This window comes from Niveispirillum sp. CC-CTL257 (assembly GCF_059489915.1).
This window is the reverse complement of sequence record NZ_JCAJXE010000001.1, coordinates 110,831-132,571: the sequence shown is the minus strand read 5'-3', so window position 1 is coordinate 132,571 and position 21,741 is coordinate 110,831. Positions and strand designations below refer to the sequence as shown.

The following is a 21,741-nucleotide window of genomic DNA, read 5'->3' as shown; positions in this document are numbered from 1 at the left end:
CTATTTCACATGGAAGATCCAGCGCTTCCAGAAATCCCCGAAATAGGTGTCGAAAAGGTAATCCAGCTCCGTTGTTACCGCGGCCAGCAGGATCAGGGCGGCCAGCGCGATCAGCAGCTCCCGCCGATGCCGGGGCAGTTCCGCGCCGATGGCTTCGGTCACCAGCGGTGCAGGTGCCGGTTCCGCCCCCACCATGGCCGTTCCTGTCGCCAGCATGGCAAAGCGCCCCCGATCCAACCCGATCTGGCAGAATTCCACCCCCGCCAGCACCCCTGCCCCCAGGCCACACGCCTGCTCGCGCAGCCGCAGCAACGCCAGACGTCGCGTGCGCTGCAGGTCGCGCTGCCGCGTGACAACACGACCGCCGATGATCCGCCGGATCAGAAGGCTAAGCCGGCCCAGCGGGGCGGGGGCCATGACAATGGCGGCCTGTACCAGTTGTGGCACGCCAGTCAGGCCCGGCGGCGGCTTGCCCGTGAAGACCCGCACGCTGGCCGTGGCCGTCTCCATCGCCGTCAATTCACGGTCATGACGGCGTTCAAGCCAGGCACCCAGCAGCAGGATGCCGGCATTGAACAGCAAAGCCGCCACCACACCGGCCAGCCAGCTGCTGATCCCCCAATATTCCCAGTCGCCCATATCCTCCAGGAATTCCAGCCATTGCATGCCGGGGGGCAGTTCAGGTTCCGGCGCGCTCACGATGCCGCCTGTTCCGCCACGATCTCAACGGCGGTGCCATAGGCCAGGACTTCTGCTGCCCCGCTGCCGATATTGGCGGTGCCATAGCGGATGGAAATGATGGCGTTGGCGCCCAACTCAACCGCCGCCGCGCGCATACGGGCCGTCGCCTCCTCCCGCGCTTCGTTCAGAAGCTCGGTATAACCGCGCAGCTCCCCGCCCACGATCTCCTTCAGGCCGGCCATAATGTCCCGGCCCAGATGCTTGGACCGCACCGTACTGCCCTGTACCAGCCCCAGATGCCGCACGACGCGGTATCCGGCCGGGTTCTCCAAGGTCGACAGGATCATCCGCTTCCCCCCACTGAAATCCCCACCGGAATCATGGCAGGCGCAGGGGGAAGCGGCAAGGCCGGGGCCGGGTCATCGGGGCCGAATTGGCCCCATAGACCGTGCCGCCCGTTACAGGATGAATTTGGATAGGTCGGTATTCTGCGACAGCCCATCCAGCTGTGCGCGGACATAGGCGGCATCGACGGTGATCGTCTCGCCGCTCTTTTCCGTCGCGGCGAAGCTGATCTCCTCCAGCAGCCGTTCCATCACGGTGTGCAGGCGGCGGGCACCGATATTCTCCACCGTCCGGTTGATCTCGGCGGCCAGTCGGGCCAGCTCGTCAATGGCGTCGTCGGTGAAGACCAGCGCCACCTCCTCCGTCTTCAACAGCGCGACATATTGCTTGATCAGGCTGCATTCCGGCTCCGTCAGGATGCGGCGGAAATCGGCCTGGGTCAGGGGCTGAAGATTGACGCGGATCGGCAGGCGGCCCTGGAGTTCGGGCAGCAGGTCGCTGGGCTTGGCGACATGAAAGGCACCGGACGCGATGAACAGGATATGGTCGGTCTTCACCGCGCCATGCTTGGTGGACACCACCGTCCCCTCGATCAGAGGCAGCAGGTCGCGCTGCACGCCTTCGCGTGACACATCGCCGCCGCCGCGATGTTCGCTGCGGGCGCAGATCTTGTCGATCTCGTCCAGAAAGACGATGCCGTTCTGCTCCACCGCATGAATGGCGTCCGCGACCACCTTCTCATTGTCGAGAAGCTTGTCGCTCTCCTCGGCCATCAGCAGGTCATAGCTTTCCGACACGCTCATCTTTCGGGTCTTGGTACGACCGCCGCCAAAGGCCTTGCCGAAGATATCACCCAGATTGACCATGCCCATCTGGGCCCCCGGCATGCCGGGCACATCAAAGGTGGGCATGCCGGGAACGGCATTGTCGGCCACCTGGATTTCGATCTCCCGGTCATTCAGGCTGCCTTCGCGCAGCTGCTTGCGGAACTTGGCCCGGGTTTCGGCGGACGCATTCTCCCCGACCAGGGCGTCCAGGACCCGCTCCTCTGCATGCAGCTCGGCCTTCGCGGCCACTTCCTGGCGCAGGCGGGCGCGGGTCATGACGATGGCGGCTTCCACCAGATCACGGATGATCTGTTCCACGTCACGACCGACATAGCCGACTTCCGTGAACTTGGTGGCTTCCACCTTCACGAAGGGGGCCTGGGCCAGCTTGGCCAGACGCCGCGCGATCTCGGTCTTGCCGACACCGGTCGGGCCGATCATCAGGATGTTCTTGGGATACACTTCCTCGCGCATCTGGCCCGTCAGCTGCTGCCGGCGCCAACGGTTGCGCAGCGCGATGGCGACGGCCCGCTTGGCCTCGTTCTGGCCGACAATATATCGATCCAGTTCCGAAACGATCTCACGCGGAGAGAAGGCGGTGGCACTCATCACATCTTCTCCAGCGTCACGGAATGGTTGGTATAGACACAGATGTCGGCGGCCACCTTCATGGCCTTACGCGCTATCATTTCGGCATCGAAACCTTCAATATCCTTCAGCGCGCGGGCCGCCGCCAGGGCATAGGAACCGCCCGAGCCAATGCCGATGATGCCGTCTTCCGGCTCCAGGACATCGCCATTGCCGGTGATGACCAGAGAGACATCCTTGTCCGCCACGGCCATCAGCGCCTCCAGCCGGCGCAGGTAACGGTCGGTGCGCCAGTCTTTGGCCATCTCCACAGCGGCACGGGTCAACTGGCCCGGATGCTGCTCCAGCTTAGCTTCCAGCCGTTCGAACAGGGCGAAGGCATCAGCCGTGGCGCCGGCGAACCCCGCCATCACGGACCCGCCCGCCAGACGGCGGACCTTGCGGGCATTGGACTTCATCACCGTCTGCCCCATCGACACTTGGCCATCGCCGGCAATGACCACCTGCCCATCCTTGCGGACGGAAATGATGGTGGTGCCATGCCACTGAATGGGGTCGTGGGGGTTTGGATTGCCGGTCATCAGGTTCACTCGGGGCAAAGGAAGGATGGGACACGCCCTGCTATGTGGGCAGGCGGTGGGCCACGTCAAGCACAGGTACCATGGAACGGTCCCGCCCTGGACCTTCACACGGGCCGCTGATGCTTGCATTTCAATGGTTTCACCCCCTACACTCCGGTCCATTGTGAAACCCGCCGTCGCCCATGTCATTGCGATCGCCGGTGCCGCCCTTCTGGGGCTGGCTGCGATCGGCTGGATGCTGCTGCCCCTGTGGGAAGCGCAATCCCCGGTGCTTGGCCTGCTGACCCTGGCCCTGCTGCTGACCATTGCCGCCATGTTCCTACGGCTTCTGGCCTGGGGCCGGGGGCGGGAACTGGATATGGAGGAGGCGCGGACGGAGAATGCCCGCCTGCTGGCCCTGCTGGATGCCAGCCCCGATGCCTGGTTCGCGGTGGGGGTCGGTGGCGATCTGGCCCAGTCCCCCGGATTCGCCGCCACGCTTGGCCTGGAACAGGTGCGCGGGCTGGAGGATGTGGAACAGGCGCTGGCACCCAGCGATGCCGCCGCCCTGCACGGTTCCTTCCGCCACCTGACGGACAGCGGACAGCCCTTCCAGATCAATGTACGCCTCGCCGATGGTTCCGCCTTTTTCCTGGCCAGTGGTCGGCGCGGCAAGGCACCGGACGGCACCGCCCTGCACCTTCTCTGGCTGCGCGACGTCACGCCACAGGGCCAGGAACAGGTGCGCCGCCAGGAACAGCAGGGCGCGCAGGCGGCAGAGCTGGAGAAGCTGCGCTGCCTGCTGTCCACGCTGCCCATCCCCCTTTGGCGGCGGAATGCCTCGCTGGATCTGGATTGGTGCAACCAGGCCTATGCCAGACTGCTGGACAGCAGCCCGGAACAGGTGCTGGAGGCTGGCCGCGAACTCCCAGGTGGTGGCCTGTTCGGGGCACCGCGTGATCTGGCCCAGCGCGCGCGGGAAACGGGAACGGCACAGAGCGAGGACCGGTTCCTGGTCGTGGATGGCGACCGCCGTCTGTTCCAGCTGACCGAAATCCCCCTGCCGCAGGGCTGCATGATCGGCATGGCCGTGGATCGGACCACCGAACACGGCCTGAAGGACGAACTGACCCGCCATATCGATGCACATGGGGAGGTTTTGCACCAGCTGGGCTCCGCCATCGCCATTTATGGCCCCGACATGCGCATCAAGTTCCATAACCATGCCTTCGCACGGCTGTGGGACATGGATACGGGCTGGCTGGCCGACGAACCGACCTTCGGTGAGGTGCTAGAGGATTTGCGCGACCGCCGCAAGCTGACGGAAGAGGCCGATTTCCCGCGCTGGAAGAAACAGCAGCTGGGCCTGTTCACCTCGCTGATCGAACCGATGGAAGAGCTGATGCACCTGCCAGACGGGCGGACGCTGCGCTCCCTCGTCGTGCCGCATCCGTTTGGCGGGTTGATGTTCGTGGCTGAGGATGTGACCCACACCCTGGCCCTGGAAAGCTCCTACAACACCCTGATGGCCGTGCAGCAGGAGACGCTGGACAATCTGGCCGAAGGGGTGGCGGTGTTCGGCGGCGATGGCCGGCTGAAGCTGTGCAACCCGGCCTTCCAGCGCCTCTGGTCCGTCGATGCCGACCAGGTGCGCGGCGAACCGCATGCCAACCGGCTGGTTGATTATGTCCGCCCCTTGCTGGACGAAGGCGGGGATTGGGATCAGGAGCGGGAAAGGCTGGTCAGCCGGCTGCTGGAACGCGCGGCGGATGCCGGCATCATGCGCCGTGTCGACGGATCGGTCCTGCGTTATGCCCTGGTGCCGCTGCCCGACGGGGCGGTGCTGTTCTCCTGCCTGGATGTCACCGACAGCGACAAGGTGGAAACCGCCCTGCGCTCCAGCAACGAAGCGCTGGAGGCCGCCGACCGGCTGAAGGCTGAATTCATCGCCAATGTCTCCTATCAGCTGCGCACACCCCTGAATGCCATCATGGGCTTCGCTGAGATCCTGCATAACCAGTATTTCGGGCCGCTGAACAACCGGCAGCAGGAGTATGCCAAGGGCGTGCTGGAGGCGAGCCGGCGCCTGCTATCCTTGGTCAATGATATCCTGGATCTGGCCACCATTGAGGCCGGCTTCATGGTGCTGGAACAGGAACAGTTCGATATTCCCCAGCTTCTGCACTCGGTCGCCGGATTGACCCGCGACTGGGCCCGCAAACAGGGGCTAGACCTGCGCGTCGATGTCTCCGACCATGTCGGGGCCATGCAGGGGGACGAGAAGCGGCTGAAACAGGCCCTGTTCAACCTCGTCTCCAACGCTATCAAATTCACCCCCGCCGGTGGGCGCATCACCCTGTCGGCCGAACGCCAGGGGGATCAGGTCATTCTGGGCGTGGCCGATACCGGCCTGGGCATCGCCAGCGAAGAGCAAAGCCGCGTCTTCGAACGGTTTGAGCGGGGGGCCGCTGGCAATACCGGTTCCGGCGGTGCGGGCTTGGGCCTGTCGCTGGTGAAGAGCTTTGTGGAGCTGCATGGCGGCGCTGTGGAGATTGAAAGCGACGGCCAGAACGGCAGCACCATCCGCTGCCGCCTGCCCGCCCTGCCGGTGAAGTTCTAGCGCCCCCTACAAACCCAGCAGAGACCGGTGTGTCCACACGCCCGCCAGGGTGCCTGATGCCACTGACAAGGGCGCGCTGTGCATCTGCATGGTGGCGTCACCCGCCGCGAAGATGCCAGGCACGCTGGTCTCCTTCCCCTCGCTGATCCGAAGGTACGGGCCACTGTGCCCCTCGTCAAAGGCGCAGCCCAGTTGCAGGGCCAAGGGACTGGCCATATGGGTCCGGGGTGCGACAAACAGGGCGGTCAGAGGCAGGACCCGCCCATCGGCCAGCCGTACCGCCGACAGGGACGGTGCCTCGCCCAGCATTTCCGTGATCGGCACGCTTTCAACCGTGATACCGCGTTCGGTCAGCCGTGCCATCATCTCTGGATTGGGCAGGAACGCATCCTGGGTGAACAGGGTGACAGGCCCCCAATCCGACACCAGCAAGGCCTTCATGTCCGATCCCGCCTGTGTGCCCAGAATGCCAAGCGGATGCCCCGCCACCTCATAGCCATGACAATAGGGGCAATGCAGGGCACTGACGCCCCAGCGCTCCGCCAGCCCCGGAACGGGCGGTAATTCATCCCGCACGCCGGTAGCCAGGATCAGGCGACGGCCTGTGCGGGTGCTGCCATCCGCCATGGTGACGGTAAAGGCATCCAGGGCACCCGTCGCCCCCGCCACCTCCCCCCGCTCCAGGGTGAAGCTCGGATAGACGCACAGTTCGGCCATCCCGCGCGCCTGGATGTCCGCCGGTGCCACACCGTCCTGGCCCAGGAACCCGTGAGAATGAGCCGCGAACCGGTTGCGCGGTCGCCCGGCATCAATCAGCAGCACACGCCGCCGCGCCCGCGTCAGGGGCATGGCGGCGGCCAGCCCGGCAAAGCCGCCACCGATGATGATCACGTCATGAATCATTATCGTCTCCATCATGTTACTTCATAAGTTACATGATGGAGACGATATCCGAATCACGCAACATATCTTGTTACGAAACCAGACTTGCGTTAAGCAGACACATGCGACCCGATAGCCGCCTTTCCCGCATGTTGCATGCCCTGATCCACATGGATCGGCTGGCGGGGGCCGCCACGTCCGAAACGCTGGCCACCATGTTGAACACCAATCCCGTGGTGGTACGCCGGACCATGGCGGGCCTGCGTCAGCAGGGGCTGGTCAGGTCCGAAAAAGGGCATGGCGGCGGCTGGGTCCTGGCCCGCCCGCTGGACGCGATCAGCTTGCTGGACATCTATCAGGCGCTGGGCGAGCCACAACTGTTCGCCATCGGTCCGTCGGTAGACAATCCGGCCTGTCTGGTCGAACAAGCTGTCAACGAGGCGCTAGAGGACAGTCTGTCCGCCGCGCGCACCCTGCTTCTGTCGCGGCTGGCGCAGACCAGCCTGGGTGACCTGGGACGGCAGTTCGAAGAGAAACGGCGCAGCGGTGCCTGGACCCTGCCGCAGCACCCGCAAGATGCCGGCCCTTGATAGGGCAAAGGCTTGATCCGGCCCCTTTTTTCGCCACGCCCACGCCCCAGATCATGTAATCTGCGCACCTCCCTGATCGGCGACGGACCCAACCCGCATGCCCCCCGCAAACCCACCCAAAGTCGGCCTGCTGGTCACCTGTCTGGTGGATTTGTTCCGCCCGTCGGTGGGGTTTGCGGCGGTGGCCCTGCTGGAACGGGCGGGCTGCCAGGTGGTCGTGCCTTCGCAAAGCTGCTGCGGGCAACCCGCCTGGAACAATGGCGACCGGACGACAGCGGAGGCGCTGGCAAGGACCATGATCCAGGCGTTCGAGAGCTGTGATTATGTGGTCGCACCGTCGGGGTCCTGTTCGGGCATGCTGCGCAAACATTATCCGGAACTGTTCCACGATGAACCGGCCTGGGCCGCACGGGCCACGGCACTGGCCGAGCGTACCTGGGAACTGACCCGGTTCCTGACTGACATCATGGGCATGGACACCGCCATCCCTGGCTTTGCCGGCACCGTCACCTATCATGACAGCTGTTCTGGCCTGCGGGAGATGGGGGTGAGGGAACAGCCCCGCCGCCTTTTGGCCAGCCTACCCGGCGTGGAACTGACGGAGATGCAGGGGGCGGATGTCTGCTGTGGCTTCGGCGGCACTTTCTGCGTGAAGTACCCTGATATCTCGACCCATATGGTCACGGAGAAGGTGGAGGCTATTGTCGCCACGGGGGCCGATACGCTGCTGGCCGGTGATCTTGGCTGTCTGATGAACATGGCAGGCCGCCTGTCGCGCCTGGGCCATGATATCGATGTGCGCCATGTGGCGGAGGTGCTGGCTGGTGATCCGGAGACGGCCCCCATCGGCCAGACGGAGGGGTGATGCAGCCGCATTCCGCTGACTTCCCGGCCCGCGCCGCAGACGCCCTGAAAGACCCGGACCTGCGCCGGGCATTGACTAAGTTCAAGACGGGCTTTCCCGTCAGCCGCGCCCGCGCCGTCGCCAACCTGGCGGAGTTCGAGACCCTGCGCGATGCCGCCAAGGCGGTGAAAGACCATACGCTTTCCCATCTGGACCATTATCTGGAAGCTTTTGAGGCGCGGGTCCGCGACAGCGGCGGCCATGTACATTGGGCAAGCGACGCGGCAGAGGCACGGGCTATTATCCTGCGGCTTGCCCAGGAACGCGACGCGCGGCTGATCGCCAAGGGCAAGTCAATGGTGTCGGAGGAGATCGGCCTGAACACGGCACTGGAGGCGGCGGGCATCAAGGCGGTCGAAACCGATCTGGGCGAGTATATCCTGCAAATCCGCGGGGAGGTGCCAAGCCATATCGTGGCCCCCGCCCTGCATCTGTCCAAGGAACAGGTCGCCGAAGACTTCCGCCGCACCCACACCCACCTGCCCCCCGACCGGCCCCTGGATCAACCAGCAGACCTGCTGGCCGAAGCACGCGGGGAGTTACGGGATGTGTTCCTGAATGCCGATATCGGCATCACGGGTGCCAATTTCCTGGTCGCCGAGACGGGCAGCACCATCATCGTCACCAATGAGGGCAATGGCGACCTGACGCAGACCCTGCCGCGCTGTCATATCGTGCTGACGGGGATTGAGAAGGTGGTGCCCACCCTGGCCGATGCCACCTTGATGCTGCGCCTGCTGGCGCGGTCGGCCACGGGGCAGGAGATCACGGCCTATACCACGTTCTCGACCGGCCCGCGCCGCGCGGATGACGCCGACGGACCGCGTGAGTTCCATGTGGTGCTGCTGGATAATGGCCGATCTGCCCTGCTGGGCACGGAGATGCAGGAGGTGCTGCGCTGCATCCGCTGCGGGGCCTGCATGAACCATTGCCCCGTATATCACGCGGTCGGCGGCCATGCCTATGGCTGGGTCTATCCAGGTCCCATCGGTGCCGCCCTTGACCCCGCGCTGATCGGGGTGAAGGAGGCACGGCATCTGCCCAACGCCAGCACCTTCTGCGGCAAGTGCGAAAGCGTATGCCCTGTCAAAATCCCCCTGCCCAAGATCATGCATCGCTGGCGGGAGGTGGAGTTTGAACAGCGGCTGTCGCCGCCAACCCTGCGCCACGGCCTGTGGGCCTGGGCGCTGTTCGCCAAGCGCCCGCGTCTTTACCGGCTGGCCACATCCATCGCCATGCGGGTGATGGGTTGGATGAGTAAGGGTGGGGCTTTCAAGTCCCTACCACTGGCTGGCGGCTGGACCGATACCCGCGATTTCCCGGCACCGCAGGGCCGCACCTTTCAGTCGCTGTACAAGGATCGCCGCCATGGATAGCCGCAGCGCCATCCTGGGCCGGATCCGGGCAGCAACCGAGGCCGGGGGGCGGAATGAGGCGCGCGCCGCCGCCGAGGTGGCAGCCCGTCTGGCAACCCCACCCGCCCACCCCACGCCGGGCCGGGTGAAGGGTCTGACGGCGCTGGGTCTGATCGAGCTGTTCACGAAAATGGCGACGGCGGTGGGGGCGGGGGTGGAACGGGTGGCCGATCCGGCCCGCGTGCCGCACGCTGTCGCCGACTATCTGTCAGGCCAGGGGCAGGGCTTGCAGGTGCGGGCGGCACCCGATCCCTGGCTGCGCGCCATCCCCTGGGACCGGCGGCCCAGCCTGTCGGTCGCCTTCGGCCGTGCGCAGGCCGGGGATCAGGTCGGCGTCACCACGGCCCTGGCCGGCGTTGCGGAGACGGGTACGCTGGTGATACCCAGCGGGTCCGATCAGGCGACCAGCCTTCTTTTCCTGCCACGCATCCATATCGTGATCCTGCCCCTGCACCATATTGTCGGCACCTATGAGGAAGCCTGGCACGGCCTTGCCATCCGGCAGCAGGCACGTGGCCTGGGCATGCCGCGCACCGTCAACATGGTGACAGGTCCGTCGCGCACGGCCGACATCGAACAGACCTCCCTGCCCCATGCGCATGGACCGGGCCGGGTACAGATCATCCTGGTGGGCGAACCGGACCCCGCCACGGCATGAGCGATAATCGCCGCCCCAAGACGCCCACGGATGCCGAACTGGACCTCTGGCATACCGTGGTCCGCGATGCCACGCCCATCGCCAGCAAACGTAAATCCGCCCTGCCGAAGAAGCCGGCGGTGAAAGCAGCGGCAGAGCCGGTGGCGACCCGCGTGGCCGCACCCAAGCCGAACGTGCCGCTGCCCGCCGCCCCCGTAGCGGCCCCTGCCGAACGGCTGGCCGAACTGCTGCGCACGGTGCCGCTGAAGGAAAAGGGCAAGGTCAGCGTGCAACTGGCCCCCTCCCCCCTGGGCCGGATCGCGGGGGTGGATAAGCGCACGGATGAGAAGGTGCGCAAGGGCCGCATGGGCATCGATGGCCGGATCGACCTGCATGGCATGACGCAGAGCGAGGCGCACCACGCCCTGTCCGGCTTCATCCGCCGGTCACATGCCGCCGGTCGGCGCATGGTCCTGGTCATTACCGGCAAGGGCCAGATGCCGCGCGGCGAAGGTGTGCTCCGCCTGTCCGTCCCCCGCTGGCTGCGCGAGGCCGATGTCGGCCCGCTGGTCCTGTCGGTCCATCAGGCCCAGCCGCAGCATGGCGGCAATGGTGCCTATTACGTGCTGCTGCGCCGCCGGCGGGAGGGGTGAACCCTCATCTCACCACGATATTCTGTGCTGACTGCACCAGTTCGGCGGCCGTGACATTCTTGGGCGGCTTCTGCAAACCGGCAGCACAGCCCGGCCGGGCATCCAGTTGCGCGATCCAGCGAGACAGGTGCGGCAGATCGTCGATCGCAACACCCGACCAGTCATGCGTCCTGGCCCAGCACCAGTTGGCGATATCAGCGATGGAGAAATCGCCGGCCAGGAATTCATGATCCTTCAGCCGGCCGTCCAGAACGGTGAGCAGGCGCTTCGCCTCCTTCTGATACCGGTCGATGGCGGCGGGAATCTTCTCCGGGAAATAGCGGTGGAAGACATTGGCCTGCCCCATCATTGGGCCCACCCCACCCATCTGAAACATCAGCCATTGCAGCACAGTACTGCGGCCCTTGGCGTCGGTCGGCATCAGACGGCCCGTCTTCTCCGCCAGCCAGATCATGATGGCCCCCGATTCGAAGACAACATGATCCTCCGCCCGGTCCACAATGACGGGGATACGGCCATTGGGGTTCATGGCCAGGAACCAGGGTTCCTTCTGCTCATTCTTCGACAACGACACGACATGCACATTATAGGGCAGGCCCAGTTCCTCCAGCGTGCAGGAGACCTTGTGCCCATTGGGCGTGGCGGCGGTGTAAAGCTCGATCATGGCCATTCCTTCCAATGCCTTTACCCCATCATGCGACGGTCCGGCCCGCCGGGAAAGCATCGCGACGGCAAGTGCCGCCGATCAGATGGGTTTACAAGAGGATCAGGTTGCAGGACCCTGATCAGGATCAAGTCAATGGACGCGTCCACATGCCCCACTGTCGCCTCCTGCCGCTGTTTCTTCTCCCACTGCTGGCCCTCCCGGTCGCGGCGCAGGATGTGCTTCCCGAGATCGTGGTGCAGGCACCGGGGGAGGCGGCGCCCCAGGCCTTCGTGGCGGATGTGCTGGACAGCACCCATGGCAAGCAGCTGGCCCGCTGGCACCAGCCGCTTTGCGTCACCCTGCGCGGCTTCACCCCCGATCAGGAAGGGCGGTTCACCAGACGCTTGCAGGAAGCGGCCTCCATCGCCGACCTGCCGCCCGCCAAGGCTGGGTGCAAACCCAACGCCATCGTCCTGCTGACCGATTCGCCGGACCGGCTGATCGACAAGATGCTGATACAGTATCCCGGCATTTTCGCGCCCGCCAAACCGTCGGAGGTGCGGCGGAAACTGGCAGATGGGGGTGTGGCGCGGGTCTGGTCAGTCGCGCTGGCCACGGGCGCCGACGGCAGCACACCGGATGCAGCCATGAAAGGCGGTGCCACCATCACCGCTGTCAAAATCGCGCCCGGCAATGCCACGCGACTGGCCAGCGCTACCCGTGCTGACCTGTTCCGCTCCATGGCGATCCTGGACGTGAAGGGCTTGGCCGGCCTGCCGTTGGACGCCGTGGCCGATCATGTCGCCATGCGGCTACTGGGGCAGGTGGGAGAGTCTGAGGGCGGTCGCCTGCCCAGCATCCTGTCGCTGTTCCAAGCAAATGCCGGTGCGCGGCCCCTGGCCCTGACCGAGTGGGACCGTGCGCTTCTGCGCGAACTATACACCGCGCCCGCTGGGGCAAACGCAAACCAGCAGCGCCGGCAGATCGCCCGCCGCCTTTCCGACACCGCAGGGGCGGAACCCTGATCACTGAAGCGTCATCAGGGCGTCCACGTGGCGCATTCTGCCGGGGCTGATCAGGTCCAGGTTGGCAACCCGGACCGAATGCAGCTTGCCATCCAGGTTGCGGGACCAGAAATCCAGGAACTTGTGCAACACCGGGAACCGCGGCGCCAGATCCAGTTCCTGCCAGACATAGGTCTGCAACAGGCCGGGATGGTCGGGCATGTGATAGAGGATTTCAGCCGTGGTCAGGCGGTAATCCTGCAATTGCCGCGACAGGGTGGACCGGGAAATGATCATGCGACCTCCTTCCGCCAATCCGGGACGGTCACGCCGCCCCACAGGAAAAGACTGCCAAAGTTTTTCAGGGTTGTGAATATATTTGTTTATTATCAATATGTTATCAGCATAGCGCGGAGAGTGCTGCTAATCCGCCTGCACTTGTCGGCACTCGCATCACCTGATACCGTTCGGGCATGTTCACTGGCATTTCCACACGTATCGGTAGGGTGGCCGCACCGCTGCGTCAGGGGGCGCTGCGGCTGCTGGACCTTGTCTTGCCGCCGCGTTGCCTGTCCTGCGGGGTGGAGGTGGGGGCGGTCGGGGCGCTGTGCCCTGATTGCTGGCGCGGCATCCGCTTCATCGCGCCCCCGCATTGTGCCCGCTGCGGCCTGCCCTTCGATTACGACCCACTGGGAACGCCCGATCTGATCTGTGGCGCCTGTATCGCCCGCCCGCCCTTGTTCGACCGCTGCCGTTCCGTCTTCGCCTATGATGATGCTAGCCGGTCGCTGGTGCTGGGCTTCAAACATGGCGACAGAACCGACTGCGCCCCGGCCTTCGCGCAGTGGCTGGCGCGGGCTGGTACCGGCCTGCTGACAGAGGCGGATGGGATCATCGCACCGGTGCCGCTTCACCGCTGGCGTCTGCTGAAACGCCGCTACAACCAGTCGGCCTTGCTGGCGCTCAACCTGGGGCGGCTCACCGGGCGGACGGCCTTGCCCGACCTGCTGATCCGCCGCCGCGCCACACCCAGCCAGGGCGGGCTGTCCGCCAAGGGCCGGGCCCGCAATGTAGAGGGGGCCTTTACCGTCAATCCACGTTGCAAAGAGGCGGTGAAGGGTGCCCGCGTGCTGCTGGTGGATGACGTGTTCACGACAGGGGCGACGGTGGGGGAATGCGCCAAGGTCCTACGCCGTGCCGGGGCCAGGGCCGTTGATGTGGTGACCCTGGCGCGTGTGGTACGACCCGTCACGCTTGGGGATGAGGGAAGCTGAGGCGGCCCTGCATGGAGGGATTGCGGCAGCCTGCCCTTTGCCACACGGCCTTGCCACGTCATATTATGGTCAGCAAACCATCACACACGCAGGAACCGCTTATCATGTCCGCGCCCAAGGTCGAGATCTATACCAGCCCCTGGTGTGGCTACTGCACCCGCGCCAAGCGGCTGCTGGACAGCAAGGGTGTGGCCTATGAAGAGATCGACATCATGGCCCAACCTGCCCGCCGGCCCGAAATGATCACCCGGGCCGGTGGTCGCACCAGCGTGCCGCAGGTCTTCATCGACGGACAGCATATTGGCGGCTGCGACGATACCCACGCGCTGGACAAGGCGGGCAAGCTGAACCCCCTGTTGGGCATCGGGGCCTGACGATCATGACCGACAGCGCCGTTCCCCTCCGCGTTGCCCTGGTTCAGGTGAATGCCGGGCCGGAGATCATGCCCAACCTGGAGCAGGCGGGCGTCTTCGTGCGTCAGGCGGCGGCGGACGGGTCCAAGCTGATCTGCTTGCCGGAAAACGTGTCCTTGATGGTGCAGGGGCGCGACAATATCCTGGCCCGCGTGAAGCCGGAGGAGAGCCATCCCGGCGTCCCCTTCTTCCGCGATCTGGCGCGGGAAACCGGCACCTGGATCATGACGGGCACGCTGGGCTGTTTGCTGCCCGACGGGCGCGTCGCCAACCGCGCCTTCGTGATCAACCCGGAGGGCGCGGTCACGGCACGGTATGACAAGATCCACATGTTCGACGTCGATCTGGCTGGCGGCGAATCCTACCGTGAAAGCGCCACCTACCGTCCGGGGGAACAGGCGGTGGTGGCCGACACGCCGTGGGGCGGTCTGGGCCTGTCCATCTGCTACGATGTTCGTTTCGCCTATCTCTACCGCGCCCTGGCCAAGGCGGGGGCATCGATCATCACGGTTCCCGCCGCCTTCACGGTGCCTACGGGACGGGCGCACTGGCATGTGCTGCTACGCGCCCGCGCCATTGAGACGGGCTGCTTCGTCCTGGCCCCGGCCCAGACGGGCATCCATGATGGCGGGCGCGGCACCTATGGCCATTCCGTCATCATCAGCCCCTGGGGCGAGGTGCTGGCCGATGCCGGTGAAGCACCCGGCGTCATCACCGCCGACCTGGACCTGTCAAAGGTGGCAGAGGCCCGGCGCATGGTGCCCAGCCTCCGCCATGACAGGGTGTTTGAGGGGCCTTAAGCGGCAACAATCTCCGGCTCCGCCTAAGCCACGATCTCCGGTTCCGCCTCAACGGGGAAATTCACCGACCGGGCGATGAAGCACATTTCATGCGCCTTGTGGTGCAGGTGCCGGGCCTTCTCCACATCCGCACCTGGGGCAAGGGTGACGCGGGGGCGCAGCAGGACACGGGTAAACTGTCCGGCCCCGCTGCCTTCCTCCACCATCCAGCCTTCGGCCCGATCCTCATAATCGGTAACGGCAATGCCGGCCCCGGCGCACAGACCCAGATACCAGAGCTTGTGACAGGCCGACAGCGAGGCGACGAGCAGGTCTTCCGGGTTCCAGCGGGCGGGGTCTCCGCGGAAGGACGGGTCGGACGACCCGGCGATGGCAGGCTTGTCACCAGCACTGATCAGATGGTCTCGGGAATAGGCGCGATAAGCGCTGGTGCCCGTCCCCTGGTTGCCGGTCCAGGTGACGGTGACGGCATAGTGATGTTCCTTGCCGGACATGATCGCTGAAATCCTTTTGATGCGGATCAAACGCCCGCATCCTATGGCGGATCGCCGCAACCAGCCGGGCCAATATTGCCGGTCAGCGGGGTGCCAAACAAGCTTGTGCTATGGCGATTCTGGAAACTGATGGCCGCGTGTGGCCACTTCTGTCCGCATATCGGGGAACGGTTTGTTGCGGGCCAGAATGTCGGCGTAAAATTTGTCCGCCAGCAGCGACTCGTAAGCCGCCTCGAACAACCTGCGCTCAAGACTGCCCGCGAAGGTCTTGGAAAAACCCATATAGGATCGCTGCACCGACAGGGGCTGCCCCACGGGCAGGAAGCGCCGCCCCGGATGTTCGTCCCAATATCGGGCCACGGCACGGGCATGGGCGGCCACAGCGCCCAGCCGCCCGGCCTGCACCAGGTTAAGCCCGATATCAACGGTACGCACAATTTCGACGGTCAGGCCGGGTCGGCTTGCCAGGTCGCCACCAACAGCCCAGCCCAGGGGGACGCCAACATGCGACAGCCCCTCCACACCCGGCATTGCCCCCTGGTCGGGAACAGCGCGGAACAGCCACATCTGATCGACATAGAAATGTTCCCGGCTGAACTCCATCCAGGCCTCACGCTCCGGCGTGCGGAACGGGCCGATCAGGATGTCGGCCTGCCGCATCTCCACTTCCTTCTGCGCGCGCGGCCACGGGAATTGCTGGAAGCTGCAGGTCAGGTGGGCTCGGTCACAGGCCGCCCGCGCCAGTTCGGCACCGATTCCCCGCTCACAGCCGATGCCATCCGACACAAAGGGCAGCGGACCGCAAACCAAGGTGACAACAGGGAGGCCAGAGGCAGGGTTGTCCGCCGCCGCAGCCCCGGCGTCAGGGGCCGGAAGCAGCAGCGGCAACGCCACAAGGGCGGCCCGAAGATACCGCCAGCGGCGGCTGCGTTGACCCGTCACGACACCTGCCTGCGGCAATGGCCCGTTGGGCGTGTAAATCAGCCTATGGCCCTTCAACCCCTGCGGTCAATCCGCTGAAACACAGCCATGCCCACAGCCCCCGAAAGGGCGCAGGCCCGGCCTTCCGCAGCGGCGCTTGAGTGCGAAGGGCTTTGGCCCTAGACATCGGGCACTTGGCCCCAGGGGACCCGACCGCGATGACCCAGCAACCGCAACGTCTGACCATCCGCCGCCCGGACGACTGGCACCTGCATCTGCGCACCGGCGCCATGCTGCGTGCCGTGCTGCCGCATTCCGCTGCACAGCTGGGGCGGGCCATCGTGATGCCCAATCTGCTCCCCCCCGTTATCACCGCCGCCCAGGCCGAAACCTACCGCGCGGAAATCTTGGGCGCCCTGCCCGCCGGCAGCCGGTTCCAGCCGCTGATGACCGCCTATCTGACCGATGGCACTGACCCGGACGATCTGGAAGCGAGCAAGAAGGCAGGCATCTTCACCGCCGTGAAGATGTATCCGGCCCATGCCACGACCAATTCCGCCCATGGCGTCACCGACCTGGACAAGGTGGCCCCCGCCCTGGACCGCATGGCAAAGGTTGGCCTACCCCTGCTGGTGCATGGGGAGGTGACGGATCAGAAGGTCGATATCTTTGACCGTGAGGCTGTGTTCATCGACACGGTCCTGCCCCGCATCCGCGACCGTCATCCCGATCTGAAGATCGTGCTGGAACATATCACCACGGCAGAGGGTGTGGCCGTGGTCCGCAAATATGGGCCGACAGGCAAGCTGGCAGCCACCATTACGGCCCATCACCTGATGATCAACCGTTCCAGTATCTTCGCCGGCGGTATCCGCCCGCATCTCTACTGCCTGCCCATCGCAAAGCGCGAGAGGCACCGGCTGGCCCTGCGCGAAGCGGCAACCTCGGGCGAACCCTGGTTCTTCTTCGGCACCGACAGCGCCCCACACCCGATCGGTGCCAAGGAAAGTGCGTGCGGCTGCGCCGGCATCTATACCGCCGCCACCGCCGTGGAACTTTATACCCAGGTATTTGACGAGGAAGGCAAGCTGGACCGGCTGGAGGCCTTTACCAGCCTGAACGGCCCTGCCTATTACGGCCTGCCCCCCAATGACGACATCATCACCCTGGAGAAGAGCGGCCTGATCGTGCCCGATATCCTGGATATCGATGGCAAGGCCGCCGTCCTTCCCTTCCGGTCAGGCGAGCGCCTGGACTGGAGACTTGTTTAATGCACGTTCCCTCAGGCGCCGGGCGCCGCCGTCCGGCGGCTTGGCTCACGGCGCACGTGCGCCGGGCCGGCAGTCGCCGGCCTCCAAGGGCATGAGGCACAGCCTCACGCTCTTGGTATAATCATACTCCTCTGATCCTTACCGCCCTGCAGGAACACGCCATGATCGACGCCGCCACCGCCGCTACCCAGACGGCCCGCATCCTGATTGAGACCAAGTCGGTCCTGTTCAATGCGGAAAAGCCCTTCATCTTCACCTCGGGCCGGGCCAGCCCCGTCTATATCGACTGCCGCAAGCTGATCAGCTTTCCGCGCGCCCGCCGCTTCCTGATCCAGGCCGCCAAGGATCAGCTGTGCCGCGAGGCCGGGTTTGAAGCGTTTGATGCCGTGGCCGGTGGTGAGACGGCGGGCATCCCTTATGCGGCCTTCGTGTCGGACGCCATGGACCTGCCCATGCTCTATGTCCGCAAGAAGCCGAAGGGATTTGGCCGCAACGCCCAGATCGAGGGTCAGCTGCTGGAAGGCCAGCGCGTACTGCTGGTGGAGGACCTGGCCAGCGAAGGCGGGTCGAAGATCAATTTCGTTAATGCCCTGCGTAACGCGGGTGCCATTGTCGAGCATATCTGGGTCGTCTTCCATTACGGCATCTTCCCGCAGTCGGAAGCCACCATGGCCGAGATGGGCGTGAAGCTGCACGCGCTGGCCACCTGGTGGGACGTGCTGCGCGTGGCGCGTGAAGGCAACTACTTCGACAGCCATACGCTGGGCGAGGTGGAGAAATTCCTGCACGCGCCGGAGGCCTGGTCGGCCAGCAATGGCGGGAACGAGACCAAGGCCTGAGAGCTTATACGGGGGGCGCCGAAAGGTGCCCCTCTCTACTCCCGCTGAAGTGCCGCCAAGGTGAAATTCGTGCAGAGCACGCCCAGCGGTCGGCCATTGGCCGGGTCGATCAGCAGAATGCTGGCGGCGACGACATAATCATCCGCCGACTCGTCATAGGCAGCCTCTTCCACATGCACGGTACCGGGATCGGTCGTGGTCGGGATGATGTATTTCGCCTCGTCCGACTGGTCATAATCACTGGTGATACGGGTCGCCGCCAGCAACAGGCCCCGATCATCGGTCAGCATCATGTCTGCCAGCACGGCCTGACGCGGCACCCGCACCAGGGTCAGATGACGCGACATTTCCCCCTGCATTACGGCATCCAGCAGCGGGCCGGCCCCACGCTTTGCTTGTAATCGCCATGCGACATCACGCTGGATGATGGCATCCATGGTAAGGGCGTCATTCTCCTGCGCAGCCCGCCGCAGACCGGTGAGTACCGTCTCGTCGGCCAGCAGTTCCAAGGCAACAGTACGCAGGACAGAACCGATCAGCGGACTATCCTCTGCGCGCGCCGCGATGGGCAATGGCTGTGCAATTACCGCCGTCGGTATTGCGGCGGTGACCGTCGAAAGCAGCAAAAACCCGATCCGGCAGGATCGCATCGCAAACCCGGACATCGGTGAGGCCACATCCTGACCATGGAATACTTATTAACCTAAATTAACAAATCGCCTCGCCCCGTACCAGCCATAGACGCGCAACCTTCTGGATAGCGCGGGCCGAAAAGCAAAACCCCCGTCCAGGAATGGACGGGGGTTTGCGGAAAAAACCAGGATTGGCCGTTTTACGCTGACGTCTTTTAGGCGCTGCGTACCTGGGCCAGGAAGCGATCGACGGTATTGCCCAACTCACCGGACTGGCGGGCCATGTTGCGGGCAGCCGACAGCATGTCGGTGGCCGACGACCCAGTCTGATGGGCAACCTGCTCCAGGCTTTCGATATTGCGGGTCACTTCCATGGTGCCCATCGAAGCCTGCTGCACGTTACGGGCGATTTCCTTGGTGGCGGCGTCCTGCTCCTCGACGGCACCGGCGACCATTTCGGAGATGTCGTTGATCTCCGCGATGGTACGGCTGATGACGACGATGGCGTCGACGGCCTCCTTGGTAGCGTCCTGCATGGTGGTGATCTGGCTGGCGATCTCTTCCGTGGCCTTGGCCGTCTGATTGGCCAGCGACTTCACTTCCGATGCCACGACGGCGAAGCCCTTACCGGCTTCACCGGCGCGTGCCGCTTCGATGGTGGCATTCAGGGCCAGCAGGTTGGTCTGGCTGGCGATGTCGCTGATCAGCTTCACCACGTCGCCAATGGACTGGGCGCGCTGGGCCAGAGACTGCACGGTGCCGTTGGTCTTCTCGGCGGTCTTGGCGGCATCGCGAGCGATGCGGGCCGAGGTATTGACCTGATTCGAAATCTCGGCCAGCGAACCGGCCAGTTCTTCGGTGGCGCTGGCCACCGACTGCACATTGGCAGAAGCCTGCTGGGTGGCCGCGGCCACGGCACTGGTCTGCGCCCGGCTTTCCTCGGCAGAGGCCGACAGGCCCTCCGCCGTGGACTGCACCTGACTGGACGCACCCGACAGTTCGGCCACAACGCCCTTCACCGAGTTCTCGAAATCGGAGGCCAGCTTCTCCATGGACGCCTTCTTCTCGATGGCGGCCTGACGCTCGGCCTCTTCCTGGCGGCGGCGCAGGTTTTCCACCTCAAGCGCATTGTCCTTGAAGACCTGGACCGATTGCGCCATGGCGCCGATCTCGTCCCCACGACCCAGGCCGACAACGGCCACCGTCAGGTCGCCGCCCGCCAGCTTCGACATCGCGTTCTGCATGCCCTTCAACGGGGCACCGACGATCTTGTGCAGCAGGAAGACCAGCAGACCGATCAGCACCGCCAGCACGATCACAGCAACCAGCAGATTGCCCATGACAGCGGCGGAGATGGAGGACTGCACATTGGCGCGGCTCCAGGCCACGGTCAGCGTACCGACCTGATCGCGGTTGGCACCGGCGCGCACCGGGGCCTGGGCGACCAGGAAGTCACCCAGATCCTGCACCTTCACCTCAGCGACGGTCTTGTCGATCTTCGCCTTGGCGAAATCGAAACCCGTCATGCCCGCCGGCAGGGGCTTTTCCTTGGTGGGGTATTCGTTCAGGACCTCGCCGTCAGCATCCACGACCTTCACCGCCGCCAGGCTGGTGCCCTTGGCAGAGGCGAGGTCGGCGTAGCTGTCGGCGACGGCGTCGGAATTCTTGAAGCGCACGGCGGCGGCCATCTGGGCTGCCATCATCTCCGTGACTTGGCTTTCGGAACGCTGGGACAGGTCCAGCATCGCATCACTCATCGACGATGCGCTGAGCCCGATCACCGCGCCCAGGCCGATGATGACCGGCACGGCAATGGAGAAGGTGATCTTCCGGCTGATGGACCAGTTACCAAAAAGGGCGCCCAGTCCCCCGGCGGAGCCGGCGGCCGGCGCAGACTTGCCGGTCGGTCGCATGGTCCGATTGATAGTGCTCATCTCGCTGAACCTCTCCTGTCCTTTTCCGCACGCTCAACCTGATTACATCACAGGCCGACTAACCCCGCACAAGCAAAAACAACCTTTACCGAACGACCGTGCCGTCATTTGCCCTGACACTTCGCCGGCCCTGCCAAGAAGGATCGACAAACCATTACACGCGATGGAATGAGTAGTTTATTGGCGACATTTTTATTAAAACCCATTCCGCCTCGGGATCGGCGGGAATGACCCTTGCCGACCCGACTAACTTTCGCATAGGTATAACCGAGCTTGTAACGAAAATGTAGGCGTATCTGCCGCACCGGCGGTGGTTTTGGAAGATGCGTAAGGGTTCGCAAACATCTGGTTAATAAATTGCCGGTAGAATCGGCAAACTCAAGCCCTAGGGAGGGGCGCCGGAGGGACGGAATGTCCCCCGCCTAAATCGGAAGTGTGTCAACGATAAGTGGCGATGATAAAGGGGCTTTCACGATGAAGAAAATGGTTGCGGCCACGCTGGCGGTGGCGGCTTTCGCGTTTGTCGGCGCGGCACATGCCGAATGCACGTTGAAGGATGCACCGGCCCTGCCCGACGGCGCGTCGGCGGCAGAGGCGGACATGGTAGCGGCACAGCAGGCGGTGAAGGCCTATGTGGCTGAGACCCAGGAATATCTTTCCTGCCTGGAGTTCGAAGGCAAGGGTCGCGCCGGTGGCGATTGGACCAAGAAATACAACGACGCTTCCACCCGGATGGAAAAGCTGGCGGCAGAGTTCAACAAGCAACTGCGCGCCTTCAAGTCGAAATAGTCAACAGCCCATTCCCATACCG

At 64.6% G+C, this 21,741-nt stretch carries 24 protein-coding genes; 13 read left to right on the top strand and 11 right to left on the bottom strand.

The window, feature by feature from the left end; translation table 11 throughout:
* The 4 genes from ABC729_RS00635 to hslV form a co-directional block, all read right to left on the bottom strand.
* The gene (locus ABC729_RS00635; RefSeq protein ID WP_495605748.1) at positions 1-699 is read right to left on the bottom strand and encodes a heavy metal-binding domain-containing protein; all 699 of its coding nucleotides are present in this window, start codon (positions 697-699) and stop codon (positions 1-3) included.
* Positions 696-1,028, bottom strand: coding sequence for a YbjQ family protein (locus ABC729_RS00630; protein WP_495605747.1), 333 nt, complete (start codon positions 1,026-1,028; stop codon positions 696-698). The genes ABC729_RS00635 and ABC729_RS00630 overlap by 4 nt, the downstream gene beginning before the upstream one ends.
* A 111-nt stretch (positions 1,029-1,139) precedes the next feature.
* Entirely contained in the window at positions 1,140-2,462 is a 1,323-nt protein-coding gene (gene hslU / locus ABC729_RS00625; RefSeq protein ID WP_495605746.1) for an ATP-dependent protease ATPase subunit HslU, read from the bottom strand.
* The gene (gene hslV, locus ABC729_RS00620) at positions 2,462-3,022 is read right to left on the bottom strand and encodes an ATP-dependent protease subunit HslV (protein WP_495605745.1); all 561 of its coding nucleotides are present in this window, start codon (positions 3,020-3,022) and stop codon (positions 2,462-2,464) included. Before hslV ends, hslU begins: the two co-directional genes overlap by 1 nt.
* 163 nt (positions 3,023-3,185) lie before the next feature.
* On the opposite strand from hslV, the gene ABC729_RS00615 reads away from it, so the two are divergent.
* Complete coding sequence (locus tag ABC729_RS00615; protein ID WP_495605744.1) at positions 3,186-5,621, top strand: PAS domain-containing sensor histidine kinase; 2,436 nt, start codon at positions 3,186-3,188, stop codon at positions 5,619-5,621.
* Positions 5,622-5,627: 6 nt separating this feature from the next.
* On the opposite strand, the gene ABC729_RS00610 is transcribed toward ABC729_RS00615, so the two are convergent.
* Complete coding sequence (locus ABC729_RS00610; protein WP_495605743.1) at positions 5,628-6,524, bottom strand: NAD(P)/FAD-dependent oxidoreductase; 897 nt, start codon at positions 6,522-6,524, stop codon at positions 5,628-5,630.
* Positions 6,525-6,625: 101 nt separating this feature from the next.
* Here ABC729_RS00610 and ABC729_RS00605 point away from each other — a divergent pair, with 101 nt between their 5' ends.
* From ABC729_RS00605 to ABC729_RS00585, 5 genes are all read left to right on the top strand, one after another.
* Entirely contained in the window at positions 6,626-7,093 is a 468-nt protein-coding gene (locus ABC729_RS00605) for an Rrf2 family transcriptional regulator (protein ID WP_495605742.1), read from the top strand.
* Between the two features lie 97 nt (positions 7,094-7,190).
* Complete coding sequence (locus ABC729_RS00600; protein ID WP_495605741.1) at positions 7,191-7,958, top strand: (Fe-S)-binding protein; 768 nt, start codon at positions 7,191-7,193, stop codon at positions 7,956-7,958.
* A complete protein-coding gene (locus tag ABC729_RS00595) occupies positions 7,958-9,373 on the top strand; it encodes a LutB/LldF family L-lactate oxidation iron-sulfur protein (RefSeq protein ID WP_495605740.1) in 1,416 nt (471 codons plus the stop codon). Before ABC729_RS00600 ends, ABC729_RS00595 begins: the two co-directional genes overlap by 1 nt.
* A complete protein-coding gene (locus ABC729_RS00590) occupies positions 9,366-10,070 on the top strand; it encodes a LutC/YkgG family protein (RefSeq protein ID WP_495605739.1) in 705 nt (234 codons plus the stop codon). Before ABC729_RS00595 ends, ABC729_RS00590 begins: the two co-directional genes overlap by 8 nt.
* Positions 10,067-10,702 (top strand): Smr/MutS family protein, encoded by a 636-nt coding sequence (locus ABC729_RS00585; RefSeq protein ID WP_495605738.1) that lies wholly within the window; start codon positions 10,067-10,069, stop codon positions 10,700-10,702. The genes ABC729_RS00590 and ABC729_RS00585 overlap by 4 nt, the downstream gene beginning before the upstream one ends.
* Before the next feature lie 4 nt (positions 10,703-10,706).
* On the opposite strand, the gene ABC729_RS00580 is transcribed toward ABC729_RS00585, so the two are convergent.
* Positions 10,707-11,366 (bottom strand): glutathione S-transferase family protein, encoded by a 660-nt coding sequence (locus ABC729_RS00580; protein WP_495605737.1) that lies wholly within the window; start codon positions 11,364-11,366, stop codon positions 10,707-10,709.
* A gap of 149 nt (positions 11,367-11,515) precedes the next feature.
* Here ABC729_RS00580 and ABC729_RS00575 point away from each other — a divergent pair, with 149 nt between their 5' ends.
* Positions 11,516-12,373 carry a hypothetical protein gene (locus ABC729_RS00575; protein ID WP_495605736.1) on the top strand — a complete coding sequence of 286 codons (858 nt, stop codon included), beginning with the start codon at positions 11,516-11,518 and terminating at the stop codon, positions 12,371-12,373.
* Here ABC729_RS00575 and ABC729_RS00570 read toward each other — a convergent pair whose 3' ends face one another.
* Positions 12,374-12,649: an usg protein gene (locus ABC729_RS00570; protein ID WP_495605735.1), complete on the bottom strand. Its 276-nt coding sequence runs from the start codon at positions 12,647-12,649 to the stop codon at positions 12,374-12,376.
* 176 nt (positions 12,650-12,825) lie between these two features.
* On the opposite strand from ABC729_RS00570, the gene ABC729_RS00565 reads away from it, so the two are divergent.
* The 3 genes from ABC729_RS00565 (at position 12,826) to ABC729_RS00555 (ending at position 14,839) form a co-directional block, all read left to right on the top strand.
* Positions 12,826-13,626 carry a double zinc ribbon domain-containing protein gene (locus tag ABC729_RS00565; RefSeq protein WP_495605734.1) on the top strand — a complete coding sequence of 267 codons (801 nt, stop codon included), beginning with the start codon at positions 12,826-12,828 and terminating at the stop codon, positions 13,624-13,626.
* A gap of 104 nt (positions 13,627-13,730) precedes the next feature.
* Positions 13,731-14,000 carry a glutaredoxin 3 gene (gene grxC, locus ABC729_RS00560; RefSeq protein WP_495605733.1) on the top strand — a complete coding sequence of 90 codons (270 nt, stop codon included), beginning with the start codon at positions 13,731-13,733 and terminating at the stop codon, positions 13,998-14,000.
* A gap of 5 nt (positions 14,001-14,005) precedes the next feature.
* Positions 14,006-14,839, top strand: coding sequence for a carbon-nitrogen hydrolase family protein (locus ABC729_RS00555; protein WP_495605732.1), 834 nt, complete (start codon positions 14,006-14,008; stop codon positions 14,837-14,839).
* 23 nt (positions 14,840-14,862) lie between these two features.
* Here the strand turns inward: ABC729_RS00555 and ABC729_RS00550 are convergent, their stop codons facing one another.
* Positions 14,863-15,333, bottom strand: a complete 471-nt coding sequence (locus tag ABC729_RS00550) for an OsmC family protein (RefSeq protein ID WP_495605731.1) — start codon at positions 15,331-15,333, stop codon at positions 14,863-14,865.
* Positions 15,334-15,441: 108 nt separating this feature from the next.
* Positions 15,442-16,275, bottom strand: a complete 834-nt coding sequence (locus tag ABC729_RS00545; RefSeq protein WP_495605730.1) for a substrate-binding periplasmic protein — start codon at positions 16,273-16,275, stop codon at positions 15,442-15,444.
* A gap of 197 nt (positions 16,276-16,472) precedes the next feature.
* Between ABC729_RS00545 and pyrC the strand changes: the two genes are divergently transcribed.
* Both pyrC and ABC729_RS00535 read left to right on the top strand, forming a co-directional pair.
* Positions 16,473-17,525, top strand: coding sequence for a dihydroorotase (gene pyrC, locus ABC729_RS00540; protein ID WP_495605729.1), 1,053 nt, complete (start codon positions 16,473-16,475; stop codon positions 17,523-17,525).
* A 161-nt stretch (positions 17,526-17,686) separates the two neighbouring features.
* Positions 17,687-18,364: an orotate phosphoribosyltransferase gene (locus tag ABC729_RS00535; protein ID WP_495605728.1), complete on the top strand. Its 678-nt coding sequence runs from the start codon at positions 17,687-17,689 to the stop codon at positions 18,362-18,364.
* A 35-nt stretch (positions 18,365-18,399) separates the two neighbouring features.
* Here the strand turns inward: ABC729_RS00535 and ABC729_RS00530 are convergent, their stop codons facing one another.
* Together ABC729_RS00530 and ABC729_RS00525 are read right to left on the bottom strand one after the other, a co-directional pair.
* Positions 18,400-18,990 carry a hypothetical protein gene (locus ABC729_RS00530; protein ID WP_495605727.1) on the bottom strand — a complete coding sequence of 197 codons (591 nt, stop codon included), beginning with the start codon at positions 18,988-18,990 and terminating at the stop codon, positions 18,400-18,402.
* 221 nt (positions 18,991-19,211) lie between these two features.
* Positions 19,212-20,930, bottom strand: a complete 1,719-nt coding sequence (locus tag ABC729_RS00525; RefSeq protein WP_495605726.1) for a methyl-accepting chemotaxis protein — start codon at positions 20,928-20,930, stop codon at positions 19,212-19,214.
* A 474-nt stretch (positions 20,931-21,404) separates the two neighbouring features.
* On the opposite strand from ABC729_RS00525, the gene ABC729_RS00520 reads away from it, so the two are divergent.
* Positions 21,405-21,719 carry a hypothetical protein gene (locus ABC729_RS00520; protein ID WP_495605725.1) on the top strand — a complete coding sequence of 105 codons (315 nt, stop codon included), beginning with the start codon at positions 21,405-21,407 and terminating at the stop codon, positions 21,717-21,719.
* The last annotated feature ends 22 nt before the right edge of the window (positions 21,720-21,741 follow it).

Bases quoted from the DNA above. Each gene is read 5' to 3' on its own strand.
- ABC729_RS00630 (WP_495605747.1), bottom strand. From the start codon at position 1,028: ATGATCCTGTCGACCTTGGAGAACCCGGCCGGATACCGCGTCGTGCGG.
- hslU (WP_495605746.1), bottom strand. From the start codon at position 2,462: ATGAGTGCCACCGCCTTCTCTCCGCGTGAGATCGTTTCGGAACTGGAT.
- hslV (WP_495605745.1), bottom strand. From the start codon at position 3,022: ATGACCGGCAATCCAAACCCCCACGACCCCATTCAGTGGCATGGCACC.
- ABC729_RS00610 (WP_495605743.1), bottom strand. From the start codon at position 6,524: ATGATTCATGACGTGATCATCATCGGTGGCGGCTTTGCCGGGCTGGCC.
- ABC729_RS00605 (WP_495605742.1), top strand. From the start codon at position 6,626: ATGCGACCCGATAGCCGCCTTTCCCGCATGTTGCATGCCCTGATCCAC.
- ABC729_RS00600 (WP_495605741.1), top strand. From the start codon at position 7,191: ATGCCCCCCGCAAACCCACCCAAAGTCGGCCTGCTGGTCACCTGTCTG.
- ABC729_RS00595 (WP_495605740.1), top strand. From the start codon at position 7,958: ATGCAGCCGCATTCCGCTGACTTCCCGGCCCGCGCCGCAGACGCCCTG.
- ABC729_RS00590 (WP_495605739.1), top strand. From the start codon at position 9,366: ATGGATAGCCGCAGCGCCATCCTGGGCCGGATCCGGGCAGCAACCGAG.
- ABC729_RS00585 (WP_495605738.1), top strand. From the start codon at position 10,067: ATGAGCGATAATCGCCGCCCCAAGACGCCCACGGATGCCGAACTGGAC.
- ABC729_RS00580 (WP_495605737.1), bottom strand. From the start codon at position 11,366: ATGATCGAGCTTTACACCGCCGCCACGCCCAATGGGCACAAGGTCTCC.
- ABC729_RS00575 (WP_495605736.1), top strand. From the start codon at position 11,516: ATGCCCCACTGTCGCCTCCTGCCGCTGTTTCTTCTCCCACTGCTGGCC.
- ABC729_RS00570 (WP_495605735.1), bottom strand. From the start codon at position 12,649: ATGATCATTTCCCGGTCCACCCTGTCGCGGCAATTGCAGGATTACCGC.
- ABC729_RS00565 (WP_495605734.1), top strand. From the start codon at position 12,826: ATGTTCACTGGCATTTCCACACGTATCGGTAGGGTGGCCGCACCGCTG.
- grxC (WP_495605733.1), top strand. From the start codon at position 13,731: ATGTCCGCGCCCAAGGTCGAGATCTATACCAGCCCCTGGTGTGGCTAC.
- ABC729_RS00555 (WP_495605732.1), top strand. From the start codon at position 14,006: ATGACCGACAGCGCCGTTCCCCTCCGCGTTGCCCTGGTTCAGGTGAAT.
- ABC729_RS00550 (WP_495605731.1), bottom strand. From the start codon at position 15,333: ATGTCCGGCAAGGAACATCACTATGCCGTCACCGTCACCTGGACCGGC.
- pyrC (WP_495605729.1), top strand. From the start codon at position 16,473: ATGACCCAGCAACCGCAACGTCTGACCATCCGCCGCCCGGACGACTGG.
- ABC729_RS00535 (WP_495605728.1), top strand. From the start codon at position 17,687: ATGATCGACGCCGCCACCGCCGCTACCCAGACGGCCCGCATCCTGATT.
- ABC729_RS00525 (WP_495605726.1), bottom strand. From the start codon at position 20,930: ATGAGCACTATCAATCGGACCATGCGACCGACCGGCAAGTCTGCGCCG.
- ABC729_RS00520 (WP_495605725.1), top strand. From the start codon at position 21,405: ATGAAGAAAATGGTTGCGGCCACGCTGGCGGTGGCGGCTTTCGCGTTT.